Origin of the sequence: Pseudomonas sp. RW409, from assembly GCF_003184125.1 — a bacterium.
In the GTDB taxonomy this organism is placed as follows: Bacteria; Pseudomonadota; Gammaproteobacteria; order Pseudomonadales; family Pseudomonadaceae; genus Aquipseudomonas; species Aquipseudomonas chlororaphis_I.
In genome coordinates this window covers 202,701-226,972 of the sequence record NZ_QHHP01000002.1, presented here as the reverse complement: position 1 = coordinate 226,972, position 24,272 = coordinate 202,701, and the positions used below count along the sequence as shown (strand labels likewise).

At 63.0% G+C, this 24,272-nt stretch carries 21 protein-coding genes; 14 read left to right on the top strand and 7 right to left on the bottom strand.

From position 1 onward, the window contains the following. Positions 1 to 11 precede the first annotated feature (11 nt). From frr to rpsB, 4 genes are all read right to left on the bottom strand, one after another. Positions 12 to 569: a ribosome recycling factor gene (frr, locus tag DK261_RS01130; protein WP_009047212.1), complete on the bottom strand. Its 558-nt coding sequence runs from the start codon at positions 567 to 569 to the stop codon at positions 12 to 14. Beyond that, a complete protein-coding gene (pyrH, locus tag DK261_RS01125; protein ID WP_007924076.1) occupies positions 566 to 1,309 on the bottom strand; it encodes a UMP kinase in 744 nt (247 codons plus the stop codon). The genes frr and pyrH overlap by 4 nt, the downstream gene beginning before the upstream one ends. A gap of 208 nt (positions 1,310 to 1,517) precedes the next feature. Continuing rightward, positions 1,518 to 2,384: a translation elongation factor Ts gene (tsf, locus tag DK261_RS01120; protein ID WP_009042383.1), complete on the bottom strand. Its 867-nt coding sequence runs from the start codon at positions 2,382 to 2,384 to the stop codon at positions 1,518 to 1,520. 204 nt (positions 2,385 to 2,588) lie between these two features. Continuing rightward, on the bottom strand, positions 2,589 to 3,329 hold the full coding sequence (gene rpsB / locus DK261_RS01115) for a 30S ribosomal protein S2 (RefSeq protein ID WP_007924078.1): 741 nt from the start codon (positions 3,327 to 3,329) through the stop codon (positions 2,589 to 2,591). A 407-nt stretch (positions 3,330 to 3,736) separates the two neighbouring features. On the opposite strand from rpsB, the gene map reads away from it, so the two are divergent. The 3 genes from map to dapC are packed head-to-tail and all read left to right on the top strand — an operon-like array spanning position 3,737 to position 8,508. After that, entirely contained in the window at positions 3,737 to 4,519 is a 783-nt protein-coding gene (gene map, locus DK261_RS01110; RefSeq protein ID WP_009047211.1) for a type I methionyl aminopeptidase, read from the top strand. 47 nt (positions 4,520 to 4,566) lie between these two features. Continuing rightward, positions 4,567 to 7,269: a [protein-PII] uridylyltransferase gene (locus DK261_RS01105; protein ID WP_038630713.1), complete on the top strand. Its 2,703-nt coding sequence runs from the start codon at positions 4,567 to 4,569 to the stop codon at positions 7,267 to 7,269. A 39-nt stretch (positions 7,270 to 7,308) separates the two neighbouring features. Beyond that, the gene (gene dapC / locus DK261_RS01100; RefSeq protein WP_009047209.1) at positions 7,309 to 8,508 is read left to right on the top strand and encodes a succinyldiaminopimelate transaminase; all 1,200 of its coding nucleotides are present in this window, start codon (positions 7,309 to 7,311) and stop codon (positions 8,506 to 8,508) included. A 123-nt stretch (positions 8,509 to 8,631) separates the two neighbouring features. Here the strand turns inward: dapC and DK261_RS01095 are convergent, their stop codons facing one another. Beyond that, complete coding sequence (locus DK261_RS01095) at positions 8,632 to 10,278, bottom strand: Na+/H+ antiporter (protein WP_016705305.1); 1,647 nt, start codon at positions 10,276 to 10,278, stop codon at positions 8,632 to 8,634. 280 nt (positions 10,279 to 10,558) lie between these two features. Between DK261_RS01095 and DK261_RS01090 the strand changes: the two genes are divergently transcribed. From DK261_RS01090 to DK261_RS01075, 4 genes are all read left to right on the top strand, one after another. Beyond that, the gene (locus DK261_RS01090) at positions 10,559 to 10,867 is read left to right on the top strand and encodes an arsenate reductase (RefSeq protein ID WP_231999350.1); all 309 of its coding nucleotides are present in this window, start codon (positions 10,559 to 10,561) and stop codon (positions 10,865 to 10,867) included. Positions 10,868 to 10,901: 34 nt separating this feature from the next. After that, the gene (gene dapD, locus DK261_RS01085) at positions 10,902 to 11,936 is read left to right on the top strand and encodes a 2,3,4,5-tetrahydropyridine-2,6-dicarboxylate N-succinyltransferase (protein ID WP_009047206.1); all 1,035 of its coding nucleotides are present in this window, start codon (positions 10,902 to 10,904) and stop codon (positions 11,934 to 11,936) included. Between the two features lie 76 nt (positions 11,937 to 12,012). After that, the gene (locus tag DK261_RS01080; protein WP_110175167.1) at positions 12,013 to 13,218 is read left to right on the top strand and encodes an aminotransferase class V-fold PLP-dependent enzyme; all 1,206 of its coding nucleotides are present in this window, start codon (positions 12,013 to 12,015) and stop codon (positions 13,216 to 13,218) included. Further along, positions 13,215 to 13,619: a SufE family protein gene (locus DK261_RS01075; RefSeq protein WP_009047204.1), complete on the top strand. Its 405-nt coding sequence runs from the start codon at positions 13,215 to 13,217 to the stop codon at positions 13,617 to 13,619. The genes DK261_RS01080 and DK261_RS01075 overlap by 4 nt, the downstream gene beginning before the upstream one ends. Positions 13,620 to 13,718: 99 nt before the next feature. Here DK261_RS01075 and tcdA read toward each other — a convergent pair whose 3' ends face one another. Further along, positions 13,719 to 14,534, bottom strand: coding sequence for a tRNA cyclic N6-threonylcarbamoyladenosine(37) synthase TcdA (gene tcdA / locus DK261_RS01070; RefSeq protein ID WP_162098622.1), 816 nt, complete (start codon positions 14,532 to 14,534; stop codon positions 13,719 to 13,721). Positions 14,535 to 14,797: 263 nt separating this feature from the next. Here tcdA and DK261_RS01065 point away from each other — a divergent pair, with 263 nt between their 5' ends. From DK261_RS01065 to DK261_RS01050, 4 genes are all read left to right on the top strand, one after another. Next, a complete protein-coding gene (locus DK261_RS01065) occupies positions 14,798 to 17,392 on the top strand; it encodes a glycosyltransferase (RefSeq protein WP_038630710.1) in 2,595 nt (864 codons plus the stop codon). Positions 17,393 to 17,625: 233 nt separating this feature from the next. Then, positions 17,626 to 18,777, top strand: coding sequence for a succinyl-diaminopimelate desuccinylase (gene dapE / locus DK261_RS01060; protein ID WP_053268449.1), 1,152 nt, complete (start codon positions 17,626 to 17,628; stop codon positions 18,775 to 18,777). After that, positions 18,777 to 19,586 (top strand): putative RNA methyltransferase, encoded by an 810-nt coding sequence (locus DK261_RS01055; RefSeq protein WP_110175166.1) that lies wholly within the window; start codon positions 18,777 to 18,779, stop codon positions 19,584 to 19,586. Before dapE ends, DK261_RS01055 begins: the two co-directional genes overlap by 1 nt. Before the next feature lie 83 nt (positions 19,587 to 19,669). Then, complete coding sequence (locus DK261_RS01050; protein WP_007927921.1) at positions 19,670 to 20,047, top strand: hypothetical protein; 378 nt, start codon at positions 19,670 to 19,672, stop codon at positions 20,045 to 20,047. A gap of 94 nt (positions 20,048 to 20,141) precedes the next feature. Here the strand turns inward: DK261_RS01050 and DK261_RS01045 are convergent, their stop codons facing one another. Then, the gene (locus tag DK261_RS01045; RefSeq protein WP_007927922.1) at positions 20,142 to 20,351 is read right to left on the bottom strand and encodes a cold-shock protein; all 210 of its coding nucleotides are present in this window, start codon (positions 20,349 to 20,351) and stop codon (positions 20,142 to 20,144) included. A gap of 244 nt (positions 20,352 to 20,595) precedes the next feature. Here DK261_RS01045 and plsB point away from each other — a divergent pair, with 244 nt between their 5' ends. The 3 genes from plsB to DK261_RS01030 are packed head-to-tail and all read left to right on the top strand — an operon-like array spanning position 20,596 to position 24,268. Beyond that, complete coding sequence (gene plsB, locus DK261_RS01040) at positions 20,596 to 23,100, top strand: glycerol-3-phosphate 1-O-acyltransferase PlsB (RefSeq protein ID WP_009047198.1); 2,505 nt, start codon at positions 20,596 to 20,598, stop codon at positions 23,098 to 23,100. 52 nt (positions 23,101 to 23,152) lie between these two features. Further along, the gene (locus tag DK261_RS01035) at positions 23,153 to 23,551 is read left to right on the top strand and encodes a YbaY family lipoprotein (protein WP_041985752.1); all 399 of its coding nucleotides are present in this window, start codon (positions 23,153 to 23,155) and stop codon (positions 23,549 to 23,551) included. Between the two features lie 27 nt (positions 23,552 to 23,578). Beyond that, positions 23,579 to 24,268, top strand: a complete 690-nt coding sequence (locus DK261_RS01030) for a DUF4197 domain-containing protein (protein ID WP_009047196.1) — start codon at positions 23,579 to 23,581, stop codon at positions 24,266 to 24,268. Positions 24,269 to 24,272 lie beyond the last annotated feature (4 nt).

Genomic DNA, 24,272 nt, shown 5'->3' with positions numbered 1-24,272 from the left:
CGTCCTGACCCTTATACGGCCATCAGGTCCGCTTCTTTTTGCTTCACAGCGACTTCGATTTCCGCCACGAACTTGTCGGTCAGCTTCTGGATTTCATCGGCGGCGCGACGCTCGTCGTCTTCGCTGATTTCCTTCTCCTTGACCAGGTCCTTGAACTGGCTCAGCGCGTCACGACGCACGTTGCGCACAGCAATACGGGCGTCTTCGGCCGCTTCACGAGCCTGCTTGGTGAAGCCCTTGCGGGTTTCTTCGGTCAGCGCCGGCATGGTGATCAGCAGCAGCTCGCCCAGGTTGGTCGGGTTGAAGCCCAGGCCGGAGCTCTGGATCGCCTTGTCCACCGCCGCCAGCATGTTGCGCTCGAAGGCCACGACCTGCAGGGTGCGAGCATCCTTCACGGTGACGTTGGCCACCTGGTTGATCGGGGTGTCAGCACCGTAGTAAGGCACCATCACGCCTGCCAGGATGCTTGGGTGAGCCTGGCCGGTGCGGATGCGGCTGAATGCATGCGCCAGGGATTCCAGGGACTTCTTCATGCGCTCTTGAGCGTCTTTCTTGATTTCGTTGATCATTGTTCGCCTTCCTCGATCAGGGTTCCTTCAGCGCCGCCATGCACGATATTCAGCAGGGCGCCGGGCTTGTTCATGTTGAAGACACGCAACGGCATCTTATGGTCGCGGCACAGGCAGATCGCCGTCAGATCCATGACACCCAGCTTGCGATCCAGTACTTCATCGTAGGTCAGATGATCGAACTTCTCGGCATGCGGGTCTTTGAATGGGTCTGCGGTGTATACACCGTCAACCTTGGTTGCCTTGAGCACGACGTCGGCATCGATCTCGATCGCCCGCAGGCATGCTGCGGAGTCGGTCGTGAAGAACGGGTTGCCGGTACCGGCAGCGAAGATCACCACTTCCTTGGAGTTCAGATGACGCATCGCCTTGCGACGGTCATAGTGATCGGTCACACCGACCATGGAAATGGCCGACATGACGATCGCCGAGATATTCGCACGTTCCAGCGCGTCGCGCATGGCCAGGCCGTTCATCACAGTGGCCAGCATGCCCATGTGGTCGCCTGTCACCCGATCCATGCCGGCCGCGCTGAGCGCCGCGCCACGGAACAGGTTGCCACCGCCGATGACCAGACCGACCTGAACACCGATGCCAACCAGCTGGCCGACTTCCAGCGCCATGCGATCCAGCACCTTAGGGTCGATCCCGAACTCTTCCGAGCCCATCAGGGCCTCGCCGCTAAGCTTGAGTAGAATGCGTTTATAGCGAGCTTGATAACCACTGCCCTGCTGAGCCATTGCGAATCTCTCCTGCGGCGTATTTTAAAAATTCTCTGCAAGCTGTTTGCAGCCTGCGTTCACTCTAGCTTGACGCTGTCACAGCGCCATCAGAACACGACTTTGTAAACCGGTTCCGAAGGCAACCAACTAAATTGGTTACCCCATTTGAAAAGAGGCTGCGCGCGTGAGCGGGCAGCCTCTTTCGGGCGACAGTTGAAAAACCGTCTTACTGTTGCTTGGCAGCAGCCAGTTGTGCGGCAACTTCTTCAGCGAAGTTGTCTTCTTTCTTCTCGATGCCTTCACCTACCGCGAAGCGGGTGAACGAAACGATTTCAGCGCCGCCTTTCTTGGCCAGGGCACCTACGGTGATTTCTGGATCCTTGACGAAAGCTTGCTCAACCAGGCTGGCTTCGGCCAGGAACTTGCTGATACGGCCACCGATCATTTTTTCAACGATTTCGGCTGGCTTGCCTTTCATCTTGTCTTCGTTCAACTGCAGGAACACGGCTTTCTCGCGTTCGATGGCTTCAGCGGAAACTTGCGATGGCAGCAGGAACTCAGGGTTGCTTGCAGCCACGTGCATGGCGATGTCCTTGGCCAGCTCTACGGAACCGCCTTTCAGGACAACCGCAACACCGATCTTGTTACCGTGCAGGTAAGTACCGACCACGTCACCTTCAACGCGAGCCAGACGACGGATGTTGACGTTCTCGCCAGTTTTACCAACCAGAACCAGACGATCGGCTTCTTGAGCTTCGATCAGCGGAGCGGCGTCGGTCAGCTTGTCAGCGAACGCTTTTTCAACGCTGGCAGCAACGAATGCCTTGAAGTCATCCTGCAGAGCCAGGAAGTCGGTCTGCGAGTTGACTTCCAGCAGAACGGCGGCTTTACCGTCGTCCTTGATGGCGATGGCGCCTTCAGCAGCGATGTTGCCTGCTTTCTTGGCAGCCTTGATGGCGCCCGAAGCACGCATGTCATCAATGGCTTTCTCGATGTCGCCGCCAGCCTTGGTCAAGGCTTTCTTGCAGTCCATCATGCCTTCGCCGGTACGCTCGCGCAGTTCTTTAACCAACGCCGCAGTAATCTCTGCCATTTTCAAATTCCTCTTGGATAGGTTTTCAACCATTCCACCCGACTCAACGGGCGATCAATTCTTGAGCTGCGCTCTCGAAAACCCTTGATAGCCGCCACACATGACAAGAACTGCAGGGGCGCCATCGGTAAATGATTTTCGAGGTGGCAAAAAGGGGGCCTAGCCCCCTTTTTGCGTACTGAGTAAACGCTAAGCGTCAGTTACTCAGGCTTCAGCTGCCGGCGCTGGAGCGTCTTCAGCGAATACTTCGGTGCCGCCAGCAACGTTGTTGCGGCCACGGATCACGGCGTCAGCCATCGAACCCATGTACAGCTGGATGGCGCGAATGGCGTCATCGTTGCCTGGGATGATGTAGTCAACGCCTTCCGGGCTGCTGTTGGTATCGACAACGCCGATGACCGGGATGCCCAGCTTGTTGGCTTCGGTGATCGCGATGCGCTCGTGGTCAACGTCGATCACGAACAGCGCGTCAGGCAGACCGCCCATGTCCTTGATACCACCCAGGCTACGATCCAGCTTTTCCAGATCGCGAGTGCGCATCAGCGCCTCTTTCTTGGTCAGCTTGGCGAAGGTGCCGTCTTCCGACTGAACTTCCAGGTCACGCAGACGCTTGATGGAAGCACGGATGGTCTTGTAGTTGGTCAGCATGCCGCCCAACCAGCGGTGATCGACGTACGGCGAACCGCAACGTGCTGCTTCTTCAGCAACGATCTTGCCAGCGGAACGCTTGGTGCCGACGAACAGAATCTTGTTTTTGCCCTGGGCCAGACGCTCTACGAAAGTCAGAGCTTCGTTGAACATTGGCAGGGTTTTTTCAAGGTTGATGATGTGAATCTTGTTACGCGCGCCGAAAATGTACTTGCCCATTTTCGGATTCCAGTAACGGGTTTGGTGACCGAAGTGCACACCGGCCTTCAGCATATCGCGCATGTTGACTTGGGACATGATAGTTCCTTAATAAGTCGGGTTAGGCCTCCACGTATCCCAATGACCAACCAACAGCTTGTGCTGAGGGCACCCAGGTCATCGTGTCGACACGTGTGTGGGTTTAGGCTTTTCGGAGCATCCCCGGAAAGCGGCGCATTTTATACCACAAGAAGGGTAAAAACGGAACCCGGATTCTCATTTCCCCCGGGGCGCTTTTTTGCTCCCCCCTTGGAATCGGGCCAGAATGCTCCACTGTTATAGAAAGAAGCGACGCACAGAGCCTCAGATTTGCCCCGGGGCTCTGTTAGAATCGCACCTTTGAGGCTTTTGAAAACGTGGCGACCCCACAGCGGGCTCAGCCTTCGGTACACCGTTTTCAAGCCATTCCGTGTTTATCCGCGCCACTGAGCGTCAAGAGAGCCTGTATGACCGTCACCCTCAAAACTCCCGAGGACATCGCAAAAATGCGTGTCGCCGGCAAACTGGCCGCCGAAGTGCTGGAAATGATTGCCGAGCATGTCAAACCCGGTGTGACCACCGAAGAACTGGACCGCATCTGCCACGACTACATCGTCAATGTGCAGCATGCGATTCCCGCGCCACTGAATTACAAGGGTTTCCCCAAATCCATCTGCACCTCGATCAACCACGTGGTGTGCCACGGCATCCCGAACGAGAAGCCGCTGAAGGATGGCGACACCCTGAACATCGACGTCACCGTCATCAAGGACGGCTACCATGGCGACACCAGCCGCATGTTCCACGTTGGCACCGTGCCGGTCTGGGCCGAGCGCCTGTCGCAGATCACCCAGGAATGCATGTACAAGGCCATCGAACTGGTCAAGCCGGGCTGCCGCCTGGGCGACATCGGCGAAGTCATCCAGAAGCACGCTGAAAAGAACGGCTTCTCGGTGGTCCGCGAGTTCTGCGGCCACGGTATCGGCAAGGTGTTCCACGAAGAGCCGCAGATCCTGCACTACGGCCGCGCCGGCACCGGCATGGAACTGAAAGCCGGCATGACCTTCACCATCGAGCCGATGATCAACCAAGGCAAGGCCGACACCAAGGTGCTGGGCGACGGCTGGACCGCGATCACCAAGGACCGCAAGCTCTCCGCGCAGTGGGAACACACCCTGCTGGTGACCGAGACCGGCTACGAGATCTTCACCCTGCGCAGCGATGACACCATCCCCCGCGTCTCGGCCTGATCCACGCAGTTGCGCCCTTACCTATAGATAGAAAGGAAAGCCAATCGATGCCGCAGGTGGATCCCGAATTGTTCGACCGCGGCCAGTTCCAGGCGGAACTGGCCCTGAAGGCAAGCCCTATCGCCGCCTTCAAGAAAGCCATTCGTCAGGCACGTGAAGTGCTCGACGAGCGCTTTCGCAGCGGACGGGATATCCGCCGGCTCATCGAGGACCGCGCCTGGTTCGTCGATAACATCCTGCAAAAGGCCTGGGACCAGTTCGACTGGAGCGAAGACGCCGACATCGCCCTGGTGGCGGTCGGCGGTTACGGTCGTGGCGAGCTGCACCCCTACTCGGACATCGACCTGCTGATCCTGCTGGACAGCGCCGACCATGAGATTTTCCGCGATTCCATCGAACGCTTCCTGACCCTGCTCTGGGACATCGGCCTGGAAGTCGGGCAAAGCGTGCGCTCGGTGGAGGAATGCGCCGAAGAGGCCCGCGCCGACCTGACGGTGGTTACCAACCTGATGGAAAGCCGCACCATCTGCGGCCCCGAACGCCTGCGCCAGCGCATGCTCGACGTCACCAGCACCGCGCACATGTGGCCGAGCAAGGACTTCTTCCTGGCCAAGCGCGCCGAACAGAAGGCCCGGCACCACAAGTACAACGACACCGAATACAACCTGGAACCCAACGTCAAAGGCTCGCCCGGCGGCCTGCGCGACATCCAGACCATCCTCTGGGTCGCCCGTCGCCAGTACGGCACGCTGAACCTGCGAGCCCTGGCCGGCGAAGGTTTCCTGGTGGAAAGCGAGAACGCGCTGCTGGCTTCGTCCCAGGAGTTCCTGTGGAAGGTCCGCTATGCCCTGCACATGCTCGCCGGGCGCGCCGAAGACCGCCTGCTGTTCGATCACCAGCGCTCGATCGCCAAGTTGCTGGGTTTCGAGGGCAACGATGCCAAGCAGGCCATCGAAAGCTTCATGCAGCAGTACTACCGGGTGGTGATGAGCATCGCCCAGCTCAGCGACCTGATCATCCAGCACTTCGAGGAAGTCATCCTCGCCCCGGAAGACGAAGCGCCGCCGCAGCCGATCAACTCGCGCTTCCAGCTGCACGACGGCTACATCGAGGCGATCAACGCCAACGTGTTCCGCCGCACACCGTTCGCCATGCTGGAAATCTTCGTGCTCATGGCCCAGCACCCGGAGATCAAGGGCGTACGCGCCGACACCATTCGCCTGTTGCGCGAAAATCGCCACCTGATCGACGACGATTTCCGCCATGACATTCGTAATACCAGCCTGTTCATCGAGCTGTTCAAGTGCGAGATCGGTATTCACCGCAACCTGCGACGGATGAATCGCTACGGCATTCTCGGGCGTTACCTGCCGGAGTTCGGCCATATCGTCGGGCAGATGCAGCACGACCTGTTCCACATCTATACGGTCGACGCCCACACCCTGAACCTGATCAAGCACCTGCGCAAACTGCAGTACACCCAGGTTTCGGAGAAATTCCCGCTGGCCAGCAAGCTCATGGCCAAGCTGCCCAAGCCCGAGCTGATCTACCTGGCCGGGCTCTACCACGACATCGGCAAGGGCCGGCACGGCGACCACTCGGAAATCGGCGCCGTGGACGCGGAAGCCTTCTGCATCCGCCACCAGCTGCCGCTGTGGGACACCCGCCTGATCGTCTGGCTGGTGCAAAACCACCTGGTGATGTCGACCACCGCCCAGCGCAAGGACCTGTCCGACCCGCAGGTCATCCATGACTTCGCCCAGGTCGTGGTCGACCAGACCCGCCTGGACTATCTGTACGTGCTGACGGTTTCCGACATCAACGCCACCAACCCGACGCTGTGGAACTCCTGGCGCGCCAGCCTGTTGCGCCAGCTCTACACCGAGACCAAGCGCGCCCTGCGCCGCGGCCTGGAAAACCCGGTGGACCGCGAAGAGCAGATCCGCCAGACGCAAAGCGCGGCGCTGGACATCCTGGTCCGCGCCGGCACCGATCCGGACGACGTCGAGCAGCTCTGGGCGCAACTGGGGGACGACTACTTCCTGCGCCACACTGCCGGCGACGTGGCCTGGCACAGCGACGCGATCCTCCAGCAGCCGGCCGACGGCGGCCCGCTGGTGCTGATCAAGGAAACCACCCAGCGCGAATTCGAGGGTGGCACGCAGATCTTCATCTACGCCCCGGACCAGCACGACTTCTTCGCCGTGACCGTGGCCGCGATGGACCAGTTGAACCTGAACATCCACGACGCCCGGATCATCACCTCGAGCAGCCAATTCACCCTCGACACCTATATCGTGCTCGACAACGACGGCGGCTCGATCGGCAACAACCCGCAACGCGTCAAACAGATCCGCGATGGCCTTACCGAGGCCCTGCGCAACCCTGACGACTACCCGACCATCATCCAGCGTCGGGTACCGCGTCAGCTCAAGCACTTCGCCTTCCCGCCGCAAGTGACTATCCACAACGACGCCCAGCGCCCGGTCACCGTGCTCGAACTGAGCGCCCCCGATCGCCCCGGCCTGCTGGCGCGCATCGGCAAGATCTTCCTGGAGTTCGACCTGTCGCTGCAAAACGCCAAGATCGCCACCCTGGGCGAGCGCGTGGAAGACGTGTTCTTCATTACCGACGCGAACAACCAGCAACTGTCCGATCCCCAGCTGTGCAGCCGACTGCAGGACGCCATCGTCGAACAGCTGAGCGTCAGCCACGAACCGCCTACCACCTTGACGCGCCTGAACATCTGATCACGCGCCACGACCCGCTTTGAGTGAGACACCGCACCGATGAACAACGCTCTGAACCAGCTGCAGCCCTACCCGTTCGAGAAACTCCGCGCCCTGCTCGGCGGCGTCCAGCCGAACCCGGCCAAGCGCCCTATCGCGCTGTCCATCGGCGAGCCCAAGCACCGCTCGCCGAGCTTTGTCGCCGAAGCCCTGGCCAACAACCTGGACCAGATGGCGGTGTATCCGACGACCCTGGGCCTCCCTGCCCTGCGCGAAGCCATCGCCGGCTGGTGCGAACGGCGTTTTGGCGTACCCAATGGCTGGATCGATCCGGCGCGCAATGTGCTGCCGGTCAACGGCACCCGCGAGGCGCTGTTCGCCTTCACCCAGACCGTGGTCAACCGTGGCGACGACGCGCTGGTGGTCAGCCCGAACCCCTTCTATCAGATCTACGAAGGCGCGGCCTTCCTCGCCGGGGCCAAGCCGCACTACCTGCCGTGCCTGGATGAAAACGGCTTCAACCCGGACTTCGACGCGGTACCGGCCGAGATCTGGCAGCGCTGCCAGATCCTGTTCCTGTGCTCGCCGGGCAACCCGACCGGCGCGCTGATCCCGATCGAAACCCTGAAGAAACTCATCGCCCTGGCCGACCAGTACGATTTCGTGATCGCCGCCGACGAGTGCTACAGCGAGCTGTACTTCGACGAGCAGACCCCGCCGCCCGGCCTGCTCACTGCCTGCGCCGAACTGGGACGCCAGGACTTCAAGCGTTGCGTGGTGTTCCACAGCTTGTCCAAGCGCTCCAACCTGCCGGGCCTGCGCTCCGGTTTCGTCGCGGGCGACGCGGATATCCTCAAGGGCTTCCTGCTGTACCGCACCTACCATGGTTGCGCCATGCCGGTTCAGACCCAGCTGGCCAGCATCGCCGCCTGGAACGACGAAGTGCATGTGCGCGCCAACCGCGCGCTGTATCGCGAAAAGTTCGATGCGGTGCTGGAGATTCTGGCGCCGGTGCTCGACGTGCAGCGCCCGGACGGCAGCTTTTACCTGTGGCCGAACGTGGCGGGCGACGATACGGCGTTCTGCCGTGACCTGTTCGAACAGGAGCATGTGACCGTGGTGCCGGGCTCCTATCTGTCGCGCGATGTCGACGGCAGCAACCCGGGAGCCGGTCGGGTACGCATGGCCCTGGTAGCGCCATTGGCCGAATGCGTGGAAGCCGCCGAGCGGATCCGGGATTTCGTTCAGCGCCGTCAATAACTCACGCCCCTGTAGGAGCGAGGCTTGCCCGCGATAGAGACGACGCCGTACATCTGATACACCGCGTTATCATTCATCGCGAGCAAGGACTGGGCGTCCCCCTGCTCCTACAGAACACCGGGGTTATTTCACCTGCCCCAGATTGGCCTCGCTGAGGTCCAGCTCACCCAGGACCTCGCGCAACACGTCGTCGCCGATCTGGTGCTGGCGGCTCAACCGATATAACTCCAGCCGCTGCGCCCGCAGCGCCTTCAAACGTAACTTGCGCTCCAGCAAGTCCATCTGAAACGCCAATGCCTGGGCTTCGGCGGAATCGTTGAACACCTCCAGTTGATGGCGATATTCCGACATCAACCGCCCCTTGAGCTCGGTGGCCAGCGCCGCCTGGGCCGCATCCGGCGAGTTGGCCGCATCGGCCACTTCCTCGGCTTCCAGGGCATGGATCGCCGCCTCGGCGGTTTTGCGCCAGGCGTCACGCACTTCGGCGTGGCGCTTCTCGTCGGGGCTCTTCTGGATGCCCCGCAGCAACAGCGGCAGGGCGATACAGGCGGCAATCAGCGACAACAGGATCACCCCCGCGGCAATGAAGATCAGCAGGTCGCGCTCGGGGAAAGCCTCGCCCGCCCCCAGCAACAGCGGCACCGACATGACACCCGCCAGGGTCACCGCCCCGCGCACCCCGCCCAGGGTCAGCAACCAGCAGGAACGCGCGGTCGGCACCAGCGTCAGCTCACCCTTGCCACGCCAGCGGCGCAACAGGCCGGACAGGCGCCAGATGCTTTGCACCCAGATAAAACGCAGCACCAGCAACACCAGGAAGATCGCCCCGACATCCAGGCAGCGATAGAACAGGGTCGGCCACAAGGTGGTTTCCTGGCTGACCACGGCCTTGATGATGTCGGGCAGTTGCAGGCCCAACAGCAGGAAGATCAGGCCGTTGAAGGCGAATTCCAGCAGCGACCAGACACTGCGGTTGAGCAAGCGGGTGCTGGTCTGCCGGGGCAACAGGTCGAGCCAGCTCTGCATCATCCCCGCCGCCACCGCCGAGAGGATGCCCGAGGCTCCCAGGCGCTCGGCCAGCACGTAGGCGGCGAACGGCAGCAACAGCATGAACACCACATGGGTCGCCGGGTCATCCCAGCCGCGGGCGATCATCCAGGCACGCAAGCGCCCCACCAGCCAGCTCAGGGCCACGCCGACCGCCAGGCCACCCACCGCCACCAGGACAAAGGTCAGGCTGGCATTGGCCAGGGAAAACACCCCGGTCACGGCCGCCGCCAGGGCGAACTTGAAGGTCACCAGGCCGGAAGCGTCGTTCATCAGCGCCTCGCCCTGGAGCATGTGCATCAAGGGCGTCGGCAGGCGGTTCTGGGAAATCGCCGAGACCGCCACGGCGTCGGTCGGCGACAGTACTGCCGCCAGGGCAAAGGCCACCGGCAAGGGAATGGTCGGCAACAACCAGTGAATGAAGTAACCAGCGCCCACCACGGTGAACAGCACCAGGCCCACGGCCAGGGTCAGGATCGGCCCGCGCAGGCGCCACAGCTCACGCTTGGGCATGCGCCAGCCATCGGAGAACAGCAGCGGCGGCAGGAACAGGAATAGAAACAATTCCGGGTCCAGGGCCACGTGCAGCCCCAGGGTGGGCCAGGCCAGCAAGGCCCCGGCGGCGATCTGCACCAGCGGCAACGGCAACGGAATCACCCGTCCGACCAGCCGCGAGAGACTCACCAGCATCAGCAGGATAAGGACGGTATAAGCGGTTTGCATAAAGCGGTTTTCCCAATCGATCAGCAGCAGACTTCAGGCAACAGGTTACCGTCGAAGTGCCATATTAGCCGCTTAAGCTCGGGCCTCGCCGCTGCACAAAAGTCGCAAGTGGCCCATGCCGCTGTCACACAAAGCTACAAAGCCGGGCCTTCGCCGACGCCGAACCGGCGCGGGCATGGCATAATCCGTGACCTTTAACTCCAGCATCTCAAAAGGGGGCAATTCCTTGACCGCTTCAAGCAAAACGTTGCACCTTTTCGGCATCAAAGCCTGCGACACCATGAAAAAGGCGCGCACCTGGCTCGATGAACACGCTGTCAGCTATGACTTCCATGACTACAAAGCGGTCGGTATCGACCGCGAACACCTGGCCCAGTGGTGCAACGAGCACGGCTGGCAGGTGGTGCTGAACCGTGCGGGCACGACCTTTCGCAAACTCGACGACGAACGCAAAGCCGATCTCGACCAGGCGAAAGCGATCGAACTGATGCTCGCACAACCCTCGATGATCAAGCGCCCGGTGCTCGATCTCGGTGACCGAACCCTGATTGGCTTCAAGCCCGATATCTACGCGGCAGAAATCAAATAACGCCTGCCCGTTCAATTTTGTAAGAGGTAACAGCATGTCCACTACCCTGTTCAGCCTGGCCTTTGGTGTCGGCACTCAAAACCGTCAAGGCGCGTGGCTGGAAGTGTTCTACGCCGCCCCCCTGGTCAAGCCATCCGCGGAAATCGTTGCCGCCATCGCCCCGGTACTGGGCTACAGCGAAGGCAACCAGGCCATCACCTTCACCACCGCCCAGGCCGCGCAACTGGCCGAAGCACTGAAAAGCATCGACGCCACCCAGGCCGCGCTGCTGACCCGCCTGGCCGAAAGCCACAAGCCGCTGGTCGCCACCCTGCTGGCCGAAGACGCCCAGCTGACCTCCACCCCGGAGGCCTACCTGAAGCTGCACCTGCTGTCCCACCGCCTGGTCAAGCCGCACGGCCTGAACCTGGCCGGGATCTTCCCGCTGCTGCCGAACGTGGCCTGGACCAACCAGGGCGCGGTCGACCTCGGCGAACTGGCCGAGCGTCAACTGGAAGCGCGCCTGCGCGGCGAGCTGCTGGAAGTGTTCTCGGTGGACAAGTTCCCGAAAATGACCGACTACGTGGTACCGAGCGGCGTGCGTATCGCTGACAGCGCGCGCATTCGCCTGGGCGCCTACATCGGCGAAGGCACCACCGTGATGCACGAAGGTTTCGTCAACTTCAACGCCGGCACCGAAGGCCCGGGCATGATCGAAGGCCGGGTTTCCGCGGGCGTATTCGTCGGCAAGGGGTCCGACCTGGGCGGCGGCTGCTCGACCATGGGCACCCTGTCGGGCGGCGGCAACATCGTGATCAAGGTCGGCGAAGGCTGCCTGATCGGCGCCAACGCCGGCATCGGTATCCCGCTGGGCGACCGCAACACCGTGGAATCGGGCCTGTACGTGACTGCCGGGACCAAGGTGGCGCTGCTGGACGAGAACAACCAGCTGGTCAAGGTGCTCAAGGCCCGCGAACTGGCCGGCCAGCCTGACCTGCTGTTCCGCCGCAATTCGGAGACCGGTGCCGTGGAGTGCAAGACCCACAAATCGGCCATCGAGCTGAACGAAGCGCTGCACGCTCACAACTAAGCAGCGATTCGGTTCCACTGAAACCGGCCGGGCGCTTATCATCGGCGCCCGGCCTGTTCAAACGAGTTCTGCCACCATGCTTGTACCCTCCCCCTGGCGCGCCGACTTCCCGGCCATCGCCGCCCTGCAACGGCAGGACCAGACCTACCTGGACAACGCCGCCACCACGCAAAAACCCCAAGCCCTGCTGGACGCCCTGGCGCACTACTACGCCAATGGCGCGGCCAACGTGCATCGCGCGCAGCACTTGCCCGGTGCTCACGCCACCCAGGCGTTCGAGAACAGCCGGCACAAAGTGGCGCAGTGGCTGAATGCCGGTGACCGTGGGCAGATCATCTTCACCCACGGCGCGACCTCCGCGCTGAATCTCCTGGCCTATGGCCTGGAACACCAGTTCAACCCGGGCGACGAGATCGTCATCAGCGCCCTGGAACATCACGCCAACCTGCTGCCCTGGCAGCAACTGGCGCACCGTCGCGGCCTCAACCTGGTGGTCCTGCCGCTGGACGACGACGGCCTGATCGATCTCGACGCCGCGGCCCGTCTGATCGGTCCGCGCACCCGGCTACTGGCCGTCAGCCAGCTGTCCAATGTGCTCGGTGCCTGGCAACCCCTGCCGCAGCTGCTGGCCCTGGCCAAGGCGCACGACGCCCTGACCGTGGTTGACGGCGCCCAGGGCGTGGTCCACGGCCGCCACGATGTGCAGGCGCTGGGCTGCGATTTCTATGTGTTCTCCAGCCACAAGCTCTACGGCCCGGACGGTGTCGGCGTGCTCTACGGACGCAACGAGGCGTTGCCAGGCCTGCGTCACTGGCAGTTTGGCGGCGAGATGGTCCAGCAGGCCGACTACCAGCACGCCAGCTTCCGCCCCGCCCCACTGGGTTTCGAGGCCGGTACACCGCCGATTGCCAGTGTGATCGGCCTGGGCGCGACCCTGGATTACCTCAGCGGCCTCGACCAGGACGCCGTCAACGCCCATGAAGCCGCGCTGCACGACTACCTGCTGCATGGCCTGCTGGCCCGCAAAGGCCTGCGCCTGCTGGGCAAGCCGCAGCTGGCGCTGGTCAGTTTCGTGGTCGATGGCGTGCACAACGCCGACCTGGCTCACCTGCTGACCGAACAGGGCATCGCCGTGCGTGCCGGGCATCACTGCGCCATGCCGCTGCTGAAAAGCTTCGGCCTGGCCGGGGCGATCCGCGTGTCCCTGGCGCTGTACAACGACTCCGAGGATCTGGAGCGCTTCTTCGAGGCCCTCGATCAGGCCCTGGAGCTGTTGCGATGAGCCTGCCCGCCGAAGCCCTGGCCGCCCTCGACAGTTTCCAGGGCGCCCCCGGCTGGGAACAGCGCGCACGCTTGCTGATGCAATGGGGCGAACGCCTGGCGCCGCTGGCTGAAGCCGACAAGGTCGAGGCCAATCGGGTGCATGGCTGTGAAAGCCAGGTCTGGCTGGTGGGCACCTTGCAGGACGGTCACTGGCAGTTCGCCGCCAGCAGCGATGCGCGCCTGATCCGTGGCCTGGTGGCCCTGCTGCTGGCGCGGGTCAACGGTCTGTCCGCCGAGGAGCTGCAACGGGTGGATTTGCCGGACTGGTTCAATCAGCTGGGCCTGTCTCGCCAGCTGTCACCGTCGCGCAGCAATGGGCTGAATGCGGTATTGCAGCGGATGCGCGAGCTCTCAGCCTGACGCCCATCCCTGTAGGAGCGAGGCTTGCCCGCGATAGCGGTCTATCTGACACACCGCATTTCGCGGGCAATCGAGCGTCGACCGGCCGCTCCTACAGAGTCAAACGGCCGCGGGCTTGACCCGGTCCGCCGGGCGCCGCACGCCAGCCACCAGCTTGTCCACCGCCTTGGTCGCCGCGACCATGCCGAAGGTCGCGGTCACCATCATCACCGCGCCAAAACCGCCGGCGCAGTCGAGTTTCACGCCATCGCCGACAAAGCTCTTCTGCAGGCAGATGCTGCCGTCCGGTTTCGGGTAGCGCAGTTGCTCGGTGGAAAACACGCAAGGCACGCTGTAGTGACGGGTCACGGTGCGGGAAAAACCGTAGTCGCGACGCAGGGTCGAGCGCACTTTCGAGGCCAGCGGGTCGTTGAAGGTGCGGTTCAGGTCACAGACCTGGATCAGCGTCGGGTCGATCTGCCCGCCCGCGCCGCCGGTGGTGATGATCTGGATCTTGCGCCGCTTGCACCAGGCGATCAGCGCCGCCTTGGCGTTGACGCTGTCGATGCAGTCGATCACGCAGTCGATATTCGGCGTGATGTACTCGGCCATGGTCTCGCGAGTGACGAAGTCCGCCACCGCATGCACGGTGCAAGCCGGATTGATCCCACGCAGGCGCTCGGCCATGACCTCGACCTTGGCCTTGCCGACCGTGCTGTCGAGGGCGTGCAGCTGCCGATTGCTGTTGCTGACGCAGACGTCGTCCAGGTCGAACAGCGAGATCTCGCCCACGCCGCAACGGGCAATGGCTTCCGCCGCCCAGGAACCGACACCGCCGACCCCGACGATCGCCACATGGGCGGCGCGCAAGCGCTCCAGCCCCTCGATGCCATACAAACGGGCGACGCCAGCAAACCGCGGATCTTCTGTACTCATGACCATTACCCCAAAAACCGGCGCGCATTATAGGGCCGATGTCCGCCAAGAGCATCTTTGCCCTATGAATGGCAGTCAGGGCTGCTTTAATGAGGGAACAATCTGAAAATTTCGTCGCCGAGAACTTAAATCGAGTTGGATTGCCCAACCTGCGGCCTTCTCCTGTGCGCTGTACGCTCAGCCGAAGGCCAGTGTAGGATGCGCGCCGCTTGGCGCATGCCGACCGTTCCCCCGTTCCACACCCTTTGGAACCCGAAATAGCTATGTCATCGCGTAAATTTGGACTCAACCTGGTGGTGGTTCTGGCAATCGCCGCCCTGTTCACCGGCTTCTGGGCACTGGTCAACCGCCCGGTCTCCGCCCCCAATTGGCCTGCACAAATCTCCGGCTTTTCCTACTCGCCTTTCCAGCTGGGCCAGTTCCCGCAGAAAGACCAGTTCCCGACCGACGATGAAATGCGTCGCGACCTGGAGATCATGAGCAAGCTGACCGACAACATTCGCACCTACTCGGTCGACGGCACGCTGGAGAACATCCCCAAGCTGGCGGAAGAGTTCGGCCTGCGCGTGACCCTGGGGATCTGGATCAGCCCGGACCTGGAACGCAACGAGCGTGAAATCACCCGCGCCATCGACATCGCCAACAACTCGCGCAGTGTGGTGCGCGTGGTGGTCGGTAACGAAGCGATCTTCCGCAAGGAAATCACCGCCGACCAGTTGAGCGTCCTGCTCGATCGCGTGCGCGCTGCCGTCAAGGTGCCAGTCACCACCTCCGAGCAGTGGCACGTCTGGGAAGAACACCCGGAACTGGCCCAGCACGTCGACCTGATCGCCGCCCACGTCCTGCCCTACTGGGAATTCATCCCGATGGACAAGGCCGGGCAGTTCGTCCTCGACCGCGCCCGTGACCTGAAAAAGATGTTCCCGAAAAAACCGCTGCTGCTGTCCGAGGTGGGCTGGCCGAGCAACGGCCGCATGCGTGGCGGCGCCGACGCCAGCCCGGCGGATCAGGCGATCTACCTGCGTAACCTGGTCAACAAGCTCAACCGCCAGGGCTACAACTACTTCGTGATCGAAGCCTTCGACCAGCCGTGGAAGGCCAGCGACGAAGGTTCGGTGGGCGCCTACTGGGGCGTGTTCAACGCCGCGCGCCAGCAGAAGTTCAACTTCGAAGGCCCGGTGGTGGCGATCCCGCAGTGGCGCGTGCTGGCCATCGGCTCGGTGGTCCTGGCGCTGCTGTCCCTGACCCTGCTGATGATCGACGGCTCGGCCCTGCGCCAGCGCGGCCGGACCTTCCTGACCTTCATCGCCTTCCTCTGCGGTTCGGTGCTGGTGTGGATCGGCTACGACTACAGCCAGCAATACAGCACCTGGTTCAGCCTGACGGTGGGCTTCCTGCTCGCCCTGGGTGCGCTCGGGGTGTTCATCGTGTTGCTCACCGAGGCCCATGAACTGGCCGAGGCGGTCTGGGTGCACAAGCGCCGGCGCGAGTTCCTGCCGGTCGAAGGCGACTCCAGTTACCGGCCGAAAGTCTCGATCCATGTGCCGTGCTACAACGAGCCGCCGGAGATGGTCAAACAGACCCTCAATGCCCTGGCCAACCTCGACTATCCGGACTTCGAAGTCCTGATCATCGACAACAACACCAAGGACCCGGCGGTCTGGGAGCCGGTGCAGGCCTATTGCGAGACCCTCGGCCCGCGCTTCAAGTTCTTCCACGTCGCGCCCCTGGCCGGTTTCAAGGGCGGCGCGCTGAACTACCTGATCCCGCACACCGCCAAGGACGCCGAAGTGATCGCGGTGATCGACTCGGACTACTGCGTCGACCGCAACTGGCTCAAGCACATGGTGCCGCACTTCGCCGACCCGAAAATCGCCGTGGTGCAATCGCCGCAGGATTACCGCGACCAGAACGAAAGCACCTTCAAGAAGCTCTGCTACGCGGAATACAAAGGCTTCTTCCATATCGGCATGGTCACCCGCAACGACCGTGACGCGATCATCCAGCACGGCACCATGACCATGACCCGCCGTTCGGTCCTGGAAGAACTGGGCTGGGCCGACTGGTGCATCTGCGAAGACGCCGAGCTGGGCCTGCGGGTGTTCGAGAAAGGCCTGTCGGCGGCGTACTACCACGAAAGCTACGGCAAGGGCCTGATGCCGGATACCTTCATCGACTTCAAGAAACAGCGTTTCCGCTGGGCCTATGGGGCGATCCAGATCATCAAGCGCCACACTGCCAGCCTGCTGCGCGGCAAGGACACCGAGCTGACCCGTGGCCAGCGCTATCACTTCCTCGCGGGCTGGCTGCCGTGGGTGGCGGACGGCATGAACATCTTCTTCACCCTCGGCGCCCTGTTGTGGTCGGCGGCGATGATCATCGTGCCGCAGCGCGTCGATCCGCCGTTGCTGATCTTCGCGATCCCGCCCCTGGCGCTGTTCGTGTTCAAGGTCGGCAAGATCATCTTCCTCTACCGCCGGGCGGTCGGGGTCAACCTCAAGGACGCGTTCTGCGCGGCCATTGCCGGCCTGGCGTTGTCCCACACCATCGCCAAGGCGGTGCTGTACGGTTTCTTCACCAGCAGCATTCCGTTCTTCCGCACGCCGAAGAATGCCGACAACCACGGTTTCTGGGTGGCGATCTCGGAAGCCCGTGAGGAGCTGTTCATCATGCTGCTGTTGTGGGGCGCGGCGCTGGGTATCTACCTGGTGCAGGGTGGCCTGCCGAGCAACGACATGCGCTTCTGGGTGACCATGCTGCTGGTGCAGTCGCTGCCGTATGTGGCGGCGCTGGTCATGGCCTTCCTGTCGTCGCTGCCAAAACCCGTTGCCGAAAGCGCGCCGGTGGCGGCGGCATAAATCGCGGCAAAGCACTAAACGGCGGCCTCTGGCCGCCGTTTTGCTTTAAGATATCCGCCATTTTGCGCGCCTTGCCCGCCGCCGCCTCTGTAGGAGCGAGCTTGCTCGCGATGGATATCAAGAATAACGCGCAGCCCCTGATGCACTGCGCCGCTCTTGCGTCCATCGCGAGCAAGCTCGCTCCTACGGAGAAAGAGCAGCGCCTGACCTTGCCCCTGCTTCGGAGTTTCCCCATGACGGCCCACGCCGACCTTTCGCCGACCCTGCAACTCGCCTGTGACCTGATCCGCCGCCCGTCGGTGACGCCGGTCGACGCCGACTGCCAGAAGCTGATGATGCAGCGCCTGGGCGATGCCGGCTTCAAGCTGGAGCCGATGCGCATCGAGGATGTGGATAACTTCTGGGCCACCCACGGCAAGCACGAAGGCCCGGTGCTGTGTTTCGCCGGCCACACCGACGTGGTGCCCACCGGCCCGGTCCAGGCCTGGCAGAACGACCCGTTCGACGCGTTGATCGACGAGCACGGCATGCTCTGCGGGCGCGGCGCGGCGGACATGAAAGGCAGCCTGGCGGCGATGCTGGTGGCGACCGAGCGTTTCGTCGCCGACTACCCGGACCACAAAGGCTCGGTGGCGTTCCTGATCACCAGCGACGAAGAAGGCCCGGCGCACCACGGCACCAAGGCCGTGGTCGAGCGCCTGGCGGCGCGCAAGGAGCGCCTGGACTGGTGCATCGTCGGCGAGCCGTCGAGCACCAGCCTGGTCGGTGACGTGGTCAAGAACGGCCGTCGCGGCTCCCTCGGCGCCAAGCTCACGGTGCGCGGCGTGCAGGGCCACGTGGCCTACCCGCACCTGGCCAAGAACCCGATCCACCTGGCCGCCCCGGCCCTGGCCGAACTGGCTGCGGAGCATTGGGACGACGGCAATGCCTTCTTCCCGCCGACCAGCTTCCAGATTTCCAACCTGAATTCCGGCACCGGCGCGACCAACGTGATCCCCGGCGAGCTGGTGGCAGTGTTCAACTTCCGCTTCTCCACCGAATCCACGGTTGAAGGCCTGCAACAGCGCGTGGCCACCATCCTCGACAAGCACGGCCTGGACTGGCATGTGGAGTGGGCGTTGTCGGGCCTGCCGTTCCTCACCGAGCCGGGCGCCCTGCTCGACGCGGTGTCGGCCAGCATCAAGGACGTCACCGGCCGCGAGACCAAAGCCTCCACCAGCGGCGGCACCTCCGACGGGCGCTTCATCGCCACCCTCGGCACCCAGGTGGTCGAGCTGGGCCCGGTCAACGCCACCATCCACCAGGTCAACGAGCGGGTGCTGGCCAGCGATCTCGACGTGCTGACCGAAATCTACTACCAGACCCTGATCAAGTTGCTCGCCTGATGCTTGCCTGCCCTATCTGCGCGGCGCCCCTGAGCGCCGTCGACAACGGTGTCGTGTGCCCGGCCGGGCACCGCTTCGACCGCGCCCGCCAGGGTTACCTGAACCTGCTGCCGGTGCAGCACAAGAACAGTCGCGACCCGGGCGACAACCAGGCCATGGTCGAAGCCCGCCGCGACTTTCTCAATGCCGGTCATTACGCCCCGGTGGCCAGGCGCCTGGCCGAACTGGCCGCCGAGCGCGCCCCGCAGCACTGGGTCGATATCGGTTGCGGCGAGGGTTACTACACCGCACAGATCGCCCAAGCGCTGCCCCAGGCGGACGGTTATGCCCTGGACATCTCCCGGGAAGCGGTCAAGCGCGCCTGTCGCCGTGCCCCGCAGCTGACCTGGTTGATCGCCAGCATGGCCCGGGTGCCCCTGGCCGATGCCAGCTGCCAGTTCCTCGCCAGTATCTTCAGCCCGCTGGACTGGCAGGAAGCCAAGCGCCTGCTCAGCCCTGGCGGCGGCCTGATGAAGGTCGGGCCGACCAGCGGTCACCTGATGGAATTGCGCGAGCGCCTGTACGACGAGGTCCGCGAATACACCGACGACAAACACCTGGCGCTGGTGCCCGCGGGCATGGCGCTGCAACACAGTGAAACCCTGGACTTCAAGCTGACGTTGAGCAATCCGCAGGATCGCGCCAACCTGCTGGCCATGACGCCCCACGGCTGGCGCGCCAGTGCCGAACGCCGAGCCAGCGTGATCGAGCAGGCCGAGCCCTTCGAGGTCAGCGTGTCGATGCGCTACGATTACTTCGTTCTGCAATAACCCATCAATCCACGGCCTCGAGCAGCGACTCGAGGCCGAATAAATCCGCGAATGGATTTTTCAGACCCGCAGTGAGGACATCCATGCGCCAACCGGATATCGAGATTTACCTGAAAGACGCCGACGTCGACCACAAGGCTATCGCCGCCTGGCTCGGCGCAGCCCTGGGCCCGTGCAGCGACTGGGTGCAGAAAGGCCAGACCTACAAATGCAAGGCCGGCAGCGTGCCGGTGACCTGGCTGCCGAAAGCCGTGGGCAAGTGGAACAGCCTGTACCTGGAAAGCGACCAGACGCCGTGGGACGACGACATCGCCTGCGCCCGCGCCGCCTTCGCCGCGCTGAACGTCGAAGTGCGCTGCGCACCGGGCAGCTGGGTCGAGGAAGAAGGTGAAGAATCGGCCGACCGCTGGATTCGCATCAGCGCCGACGGGGAAGAAGAGATTACCTGGCGTACCGCCTGATTCCGATTACTGTAGGAGCGAGGCTTGCCCGCGATAGCGTTTTACCTGACACAACGCTATCGCGAGCAAGCTTCGCTCCTACAAGGCACAACGCTTACAAGCCCACTACATCCTCAGCCTGCAACCCCTTCTGCCCCTCTACCACGGCGTATTCAACCTGCTGCCCTTCGGTCAGCGAGCGGTGGCCTTCACCACGAATAGCACGGTAGTGGACAAATACATCGGCACCACCTTCACGCTGAATGAAGCCGTAGCCCTTGGCGTCGTTGAACCACTTCACGCTGCCGGTCTCGCGAGTTGCCATCAATCCATCCTCCGTCTTTTTATTATCAGTCGGCTTACTGAAACGAAGCCGTGAGAACTTTCGCCTGGACCTGGGTTTCTATTGATGGGCCCCACATGCCCAGGCGTCAGTCGGGCGAGTATATGACAGGCACAAAAACTCTCAACTCAATCTTGTTTGCCGCTTTTTTGCCGATTTTCGGTGAATCCGGCACACTAGCCGCCCCGAGCAACTGCTCGGTTTTTTCCACTAAAGCAGAAGCCGTATGACCCGCTCCCCGTTCCGCCGTCTTGTGTTTGGCACCTTGCGCCGACTGTTGTACCTCTGGGTTCGCTCGGAGACGATCAACCAGTCGTCCTTCACCCTCAACCTCGACCGCAGTCGCCCGGTGTTCTACGTCCTGCAAAACCCTTCGCTCACCGACCTCGCCGTGGTCGATACCGAGTGCACCAAGGCCGGGCTGCCGCGCCCGGTGCTGCCGGTCTCGGTGGGCAACCTGCTGGAACCCGCCGCGTTCTTCTACCTGACCCCGGCCCCGGACTGGCTCGGCCGCCAGGACAAGCGCGGCGCGCCACCGACCCTGACCCGCCTGGTCAGCGCCCTGAGCCAGAATGCCGCCGAAGACGCGCAGATCATTCCGGTCAGCGTGTTCTGGGGCCAGTCGCCAGACAGCGAATCGAGCCCGTGGAAACTGTTGTTCGCCGACAGCTGGGCGGTCACCGGGCGCCTGCGCCGGCTGCTGAGCATCATGATTTTGGGCCGCAAGACCCGGGTGCAATTCTCCGCGCCGATCCACCTGCGCGAGCTGATCGAGCACAACAAGGGCCACGAGCGCACCGTGCGCATGGCCCAGCGCATCCTGCGGGTGCATTTCCGCAACCTGAAGGCCGCGGTGATCGGCCCGGACATTTCCCACCGCCGCAACCTGGTCAAGGGCCTGCTGAACCAGCCGCTGGTCAGGCAGGCGATCCTCGACGAAGCCGAACGGGAAAAGATCTCCCCGGAAAAAGCCAAGGCCGTGGCCCTGCGCTATGGCAACGAGATCGCCTCGGACTACACCTTCACCGCGATCCGCTTCCTCGAAGTGGTGCTGAGCTGGTTCTGGAACAAGATCTACGACGGGATCAAGGTCAACCACATCGAAAGCGTGCAGAAAGTCGCCCCCGGTCACGAAGTGATCTATGTGCCCTGCCACCGCAGCCATATCGACTACCTGCTGCTGTCCTACCTGCTGTTCCGCAACGGCCTGACCCCGCCGCACATCGCCGCCGGGATCAACCTGAACATGCCGGTGATCGGCAGCCTGCTGCGCAGGGGTGGCGCGTTCTTCATGCGCCGTACCTTCAAGGGCAACCCGCTCTACACCTCGGTGTTCAACGAATACCTGCACACCCTGTTCACCAAGGGTTTCCCGGTGGAGTACTTCGTCGAAGGCGGGCGCTCGCGCACCGGGCGCATGCTGCAACCGAAAACCGGGATGCTGGCCATCACCCTGCGCAGCTTCCTGCGCTCCTCACGCATGCCGATCGTCTTCGTGCCGGTGTACATCGGCTACGAGCGCGTGCTGGAAGGCCGCACCTACCTGGGCGAACTGCGCGGCGCGAGCAAGAAGAAAGAGTCGATCTTCGACATCTTCAAGGTCATCGGCGCCCTCAAGCAGCGCTTCGGCCAGGTGGCGGTGAACTTCGGCGAGCCGATCAAGCTGGCCGAGTTTCTCGATCAGGAACAGCCGGGCTGGCGCGCCCAGGAGCTGGGCCCGCAGTTCAAGCCGGCCTGGCTCAATGAAACCACCAACCGCCTGGGTGAAAAAGTCGCCCAGCACCTGAACGAAGCGGCGGCGATCAACCCGGTCAACCTGGTGGCCCTGGCGTTGCTCTCCACCAGCCGCCTGGCCCTCGACGACCGTGCCATGGCCCGGGTCCTGGACCTGTACCTGGCGCTGCTGCGCAAAGTCCCCTACTCGCCCCACACCACCCTGCCGGAAGGCGACGGCCGGGCCTTGATCGAACATGTGAAGGACATGGACCTGCTGTCCGAGCAGAGCGATGCCCTGGGCAAGATCCTCTACCTGGACGAGCAGAACGCCGTCCTGATGACCTACTACCGCAACAACGTGCTGCACATCTTCGCCCTGCCGGCGTTGCTGGCGAGCTTCTTCCAGAGTTCGTCGCGCATGAGCCGCGAACAGATCCTGCGCTACACCCGCGCGCTGTATCCCTACCTGCAGTCGGAGCTGTTCATCCGCTGGTCCCTGGACGAGCTGGACGGGGTGATCGACCAGTGGCTGGAAGCCTTCGTCGAGCAAGGCCTGCTGCGCTTCGAGAAGGACCTGTACCTGCGTCCGGCGCCGAGTTCACGGCACTTCGTGCTGCTGACCCTGCTGTCCAAGAGCATCGCCCAGACCCTGCAGCGCTTCTACATGGCCATCTCGCTGCTGCTCAACAGCGGCCAGCGCAGCATCAGCGCCGAAGAACTGGAAGACCTGTGCACGGTCATGGCCCAGCGCCTGTCGATCCTGCATGGCCTGAATGCCCCGGAGTTCTTCGACAAGAGCCTGTTCCGCCACTTCATCCAGACCTTGCTGGAGCAGGACGTGCTACGCCGCGACGAAGCCGGCAAGCTGAGCTACCACGAACTGCTCGGCGAACTGGCCGAAGGCGCGGCCAAGCGCGTGCTGCCGGCGGAGATTCGCCTGTCGATCCGCCAGGTGGCCCTGCACCGCAGCGAAGATGCCGCCGAGCAGGTCGCCGCCCCGCAACAAAGCGACTAGATTCTTATCGGCGCCAGGCGGTTTCTGGCGCCTCCCGATACGGAGATCCATCATGAAAAAGCTCACCCTGCTCGCCCTTACCACCCTGCTCGGGGCTTGTAACAGCATGCAACCTGCCAGCAACGCCAGCCTCGACGGTGAAGTCTTCTACCTGCAACGCATCGCCCTGCCGCCAGCCGCCACCCTCAGCGTCAGCCTGCAGGACGTGTCGCTGGCCGACGCCCCCGCGGTGGTGCTGGCCGAACAGAAAGGCCCGGTCAAAGGCCAGGTGCCGCTGCCCTTCCACCTCAGCTACGACCCGGCCCAGGTCAAACCCGGGCACCGTTATTCGGTCAGCGCGCGGATCGAGCTGGCCGGCAAACTGCTGTTCGTCACCACCGAGCACAACGGGGTGAAACTCGACGGCAGCGACCCGCAACCGCTGAAAATCCGCGTCGACGCGGCTCGTTAATCCCTTTTCTTGAACAAGGAAGCTGCCATGCTCCGTTCTTCCCTTCGCTTCACCAGCCTGTGCGCCGGCCTGCTGATCTCCGCCAGTGCCCTGGCGCTGTCCCTCGGCGACCTGTCGCAGCAAGACGCCACCGGCGGCCTCAAGGACGCCCTGACCCAGGGAGCCCAGGTCGCGGTCAAACAGCTGGGCACCGCCGGCGGTTTCAGCAATAACCCGGACGTGCGCATCGAGTTGCCGGGCAACCTCGGCAAAGTGGCGAAGAAAATGAAGCAGTTCGGCATGGGCGCCCAGGTCGAAGAACTCGAGAGCAGCATGAACAAGGCCGCCGAGGCCGCTGTGCCGCAGGCCCAGGCGCTGCTGGTGGATGCGGTGAAGAAGATGAGCGTGGAGGACGCCAAGGGCATTCTCAGCGGCGGCAAGGATTCCGCCACCCAGTACCTGAGCAAGACCAGCCGCGAGCAGATCCGCGTGAAGTTCCTGCCGATCGTCAAGCAGGCCACCGACCAGGTGGGCCTGGCCAAGCAGTACAACGCCTTCGCCGGCCAGGCCGCCACCCTCGGCGTGCTGGATGCGAAGAACGCGAATATCGAAGGCTACGTGACCGAACAGGCGCTCAACGGCCTGTTCGAGATGATCGGCAAGCAGGAAGCGACCATTCGCGAGAACCCGGCGGCAGCGGCCACCAGCCTGGCGAAGAAGGTGTTCGGTACCCTGTAACCCC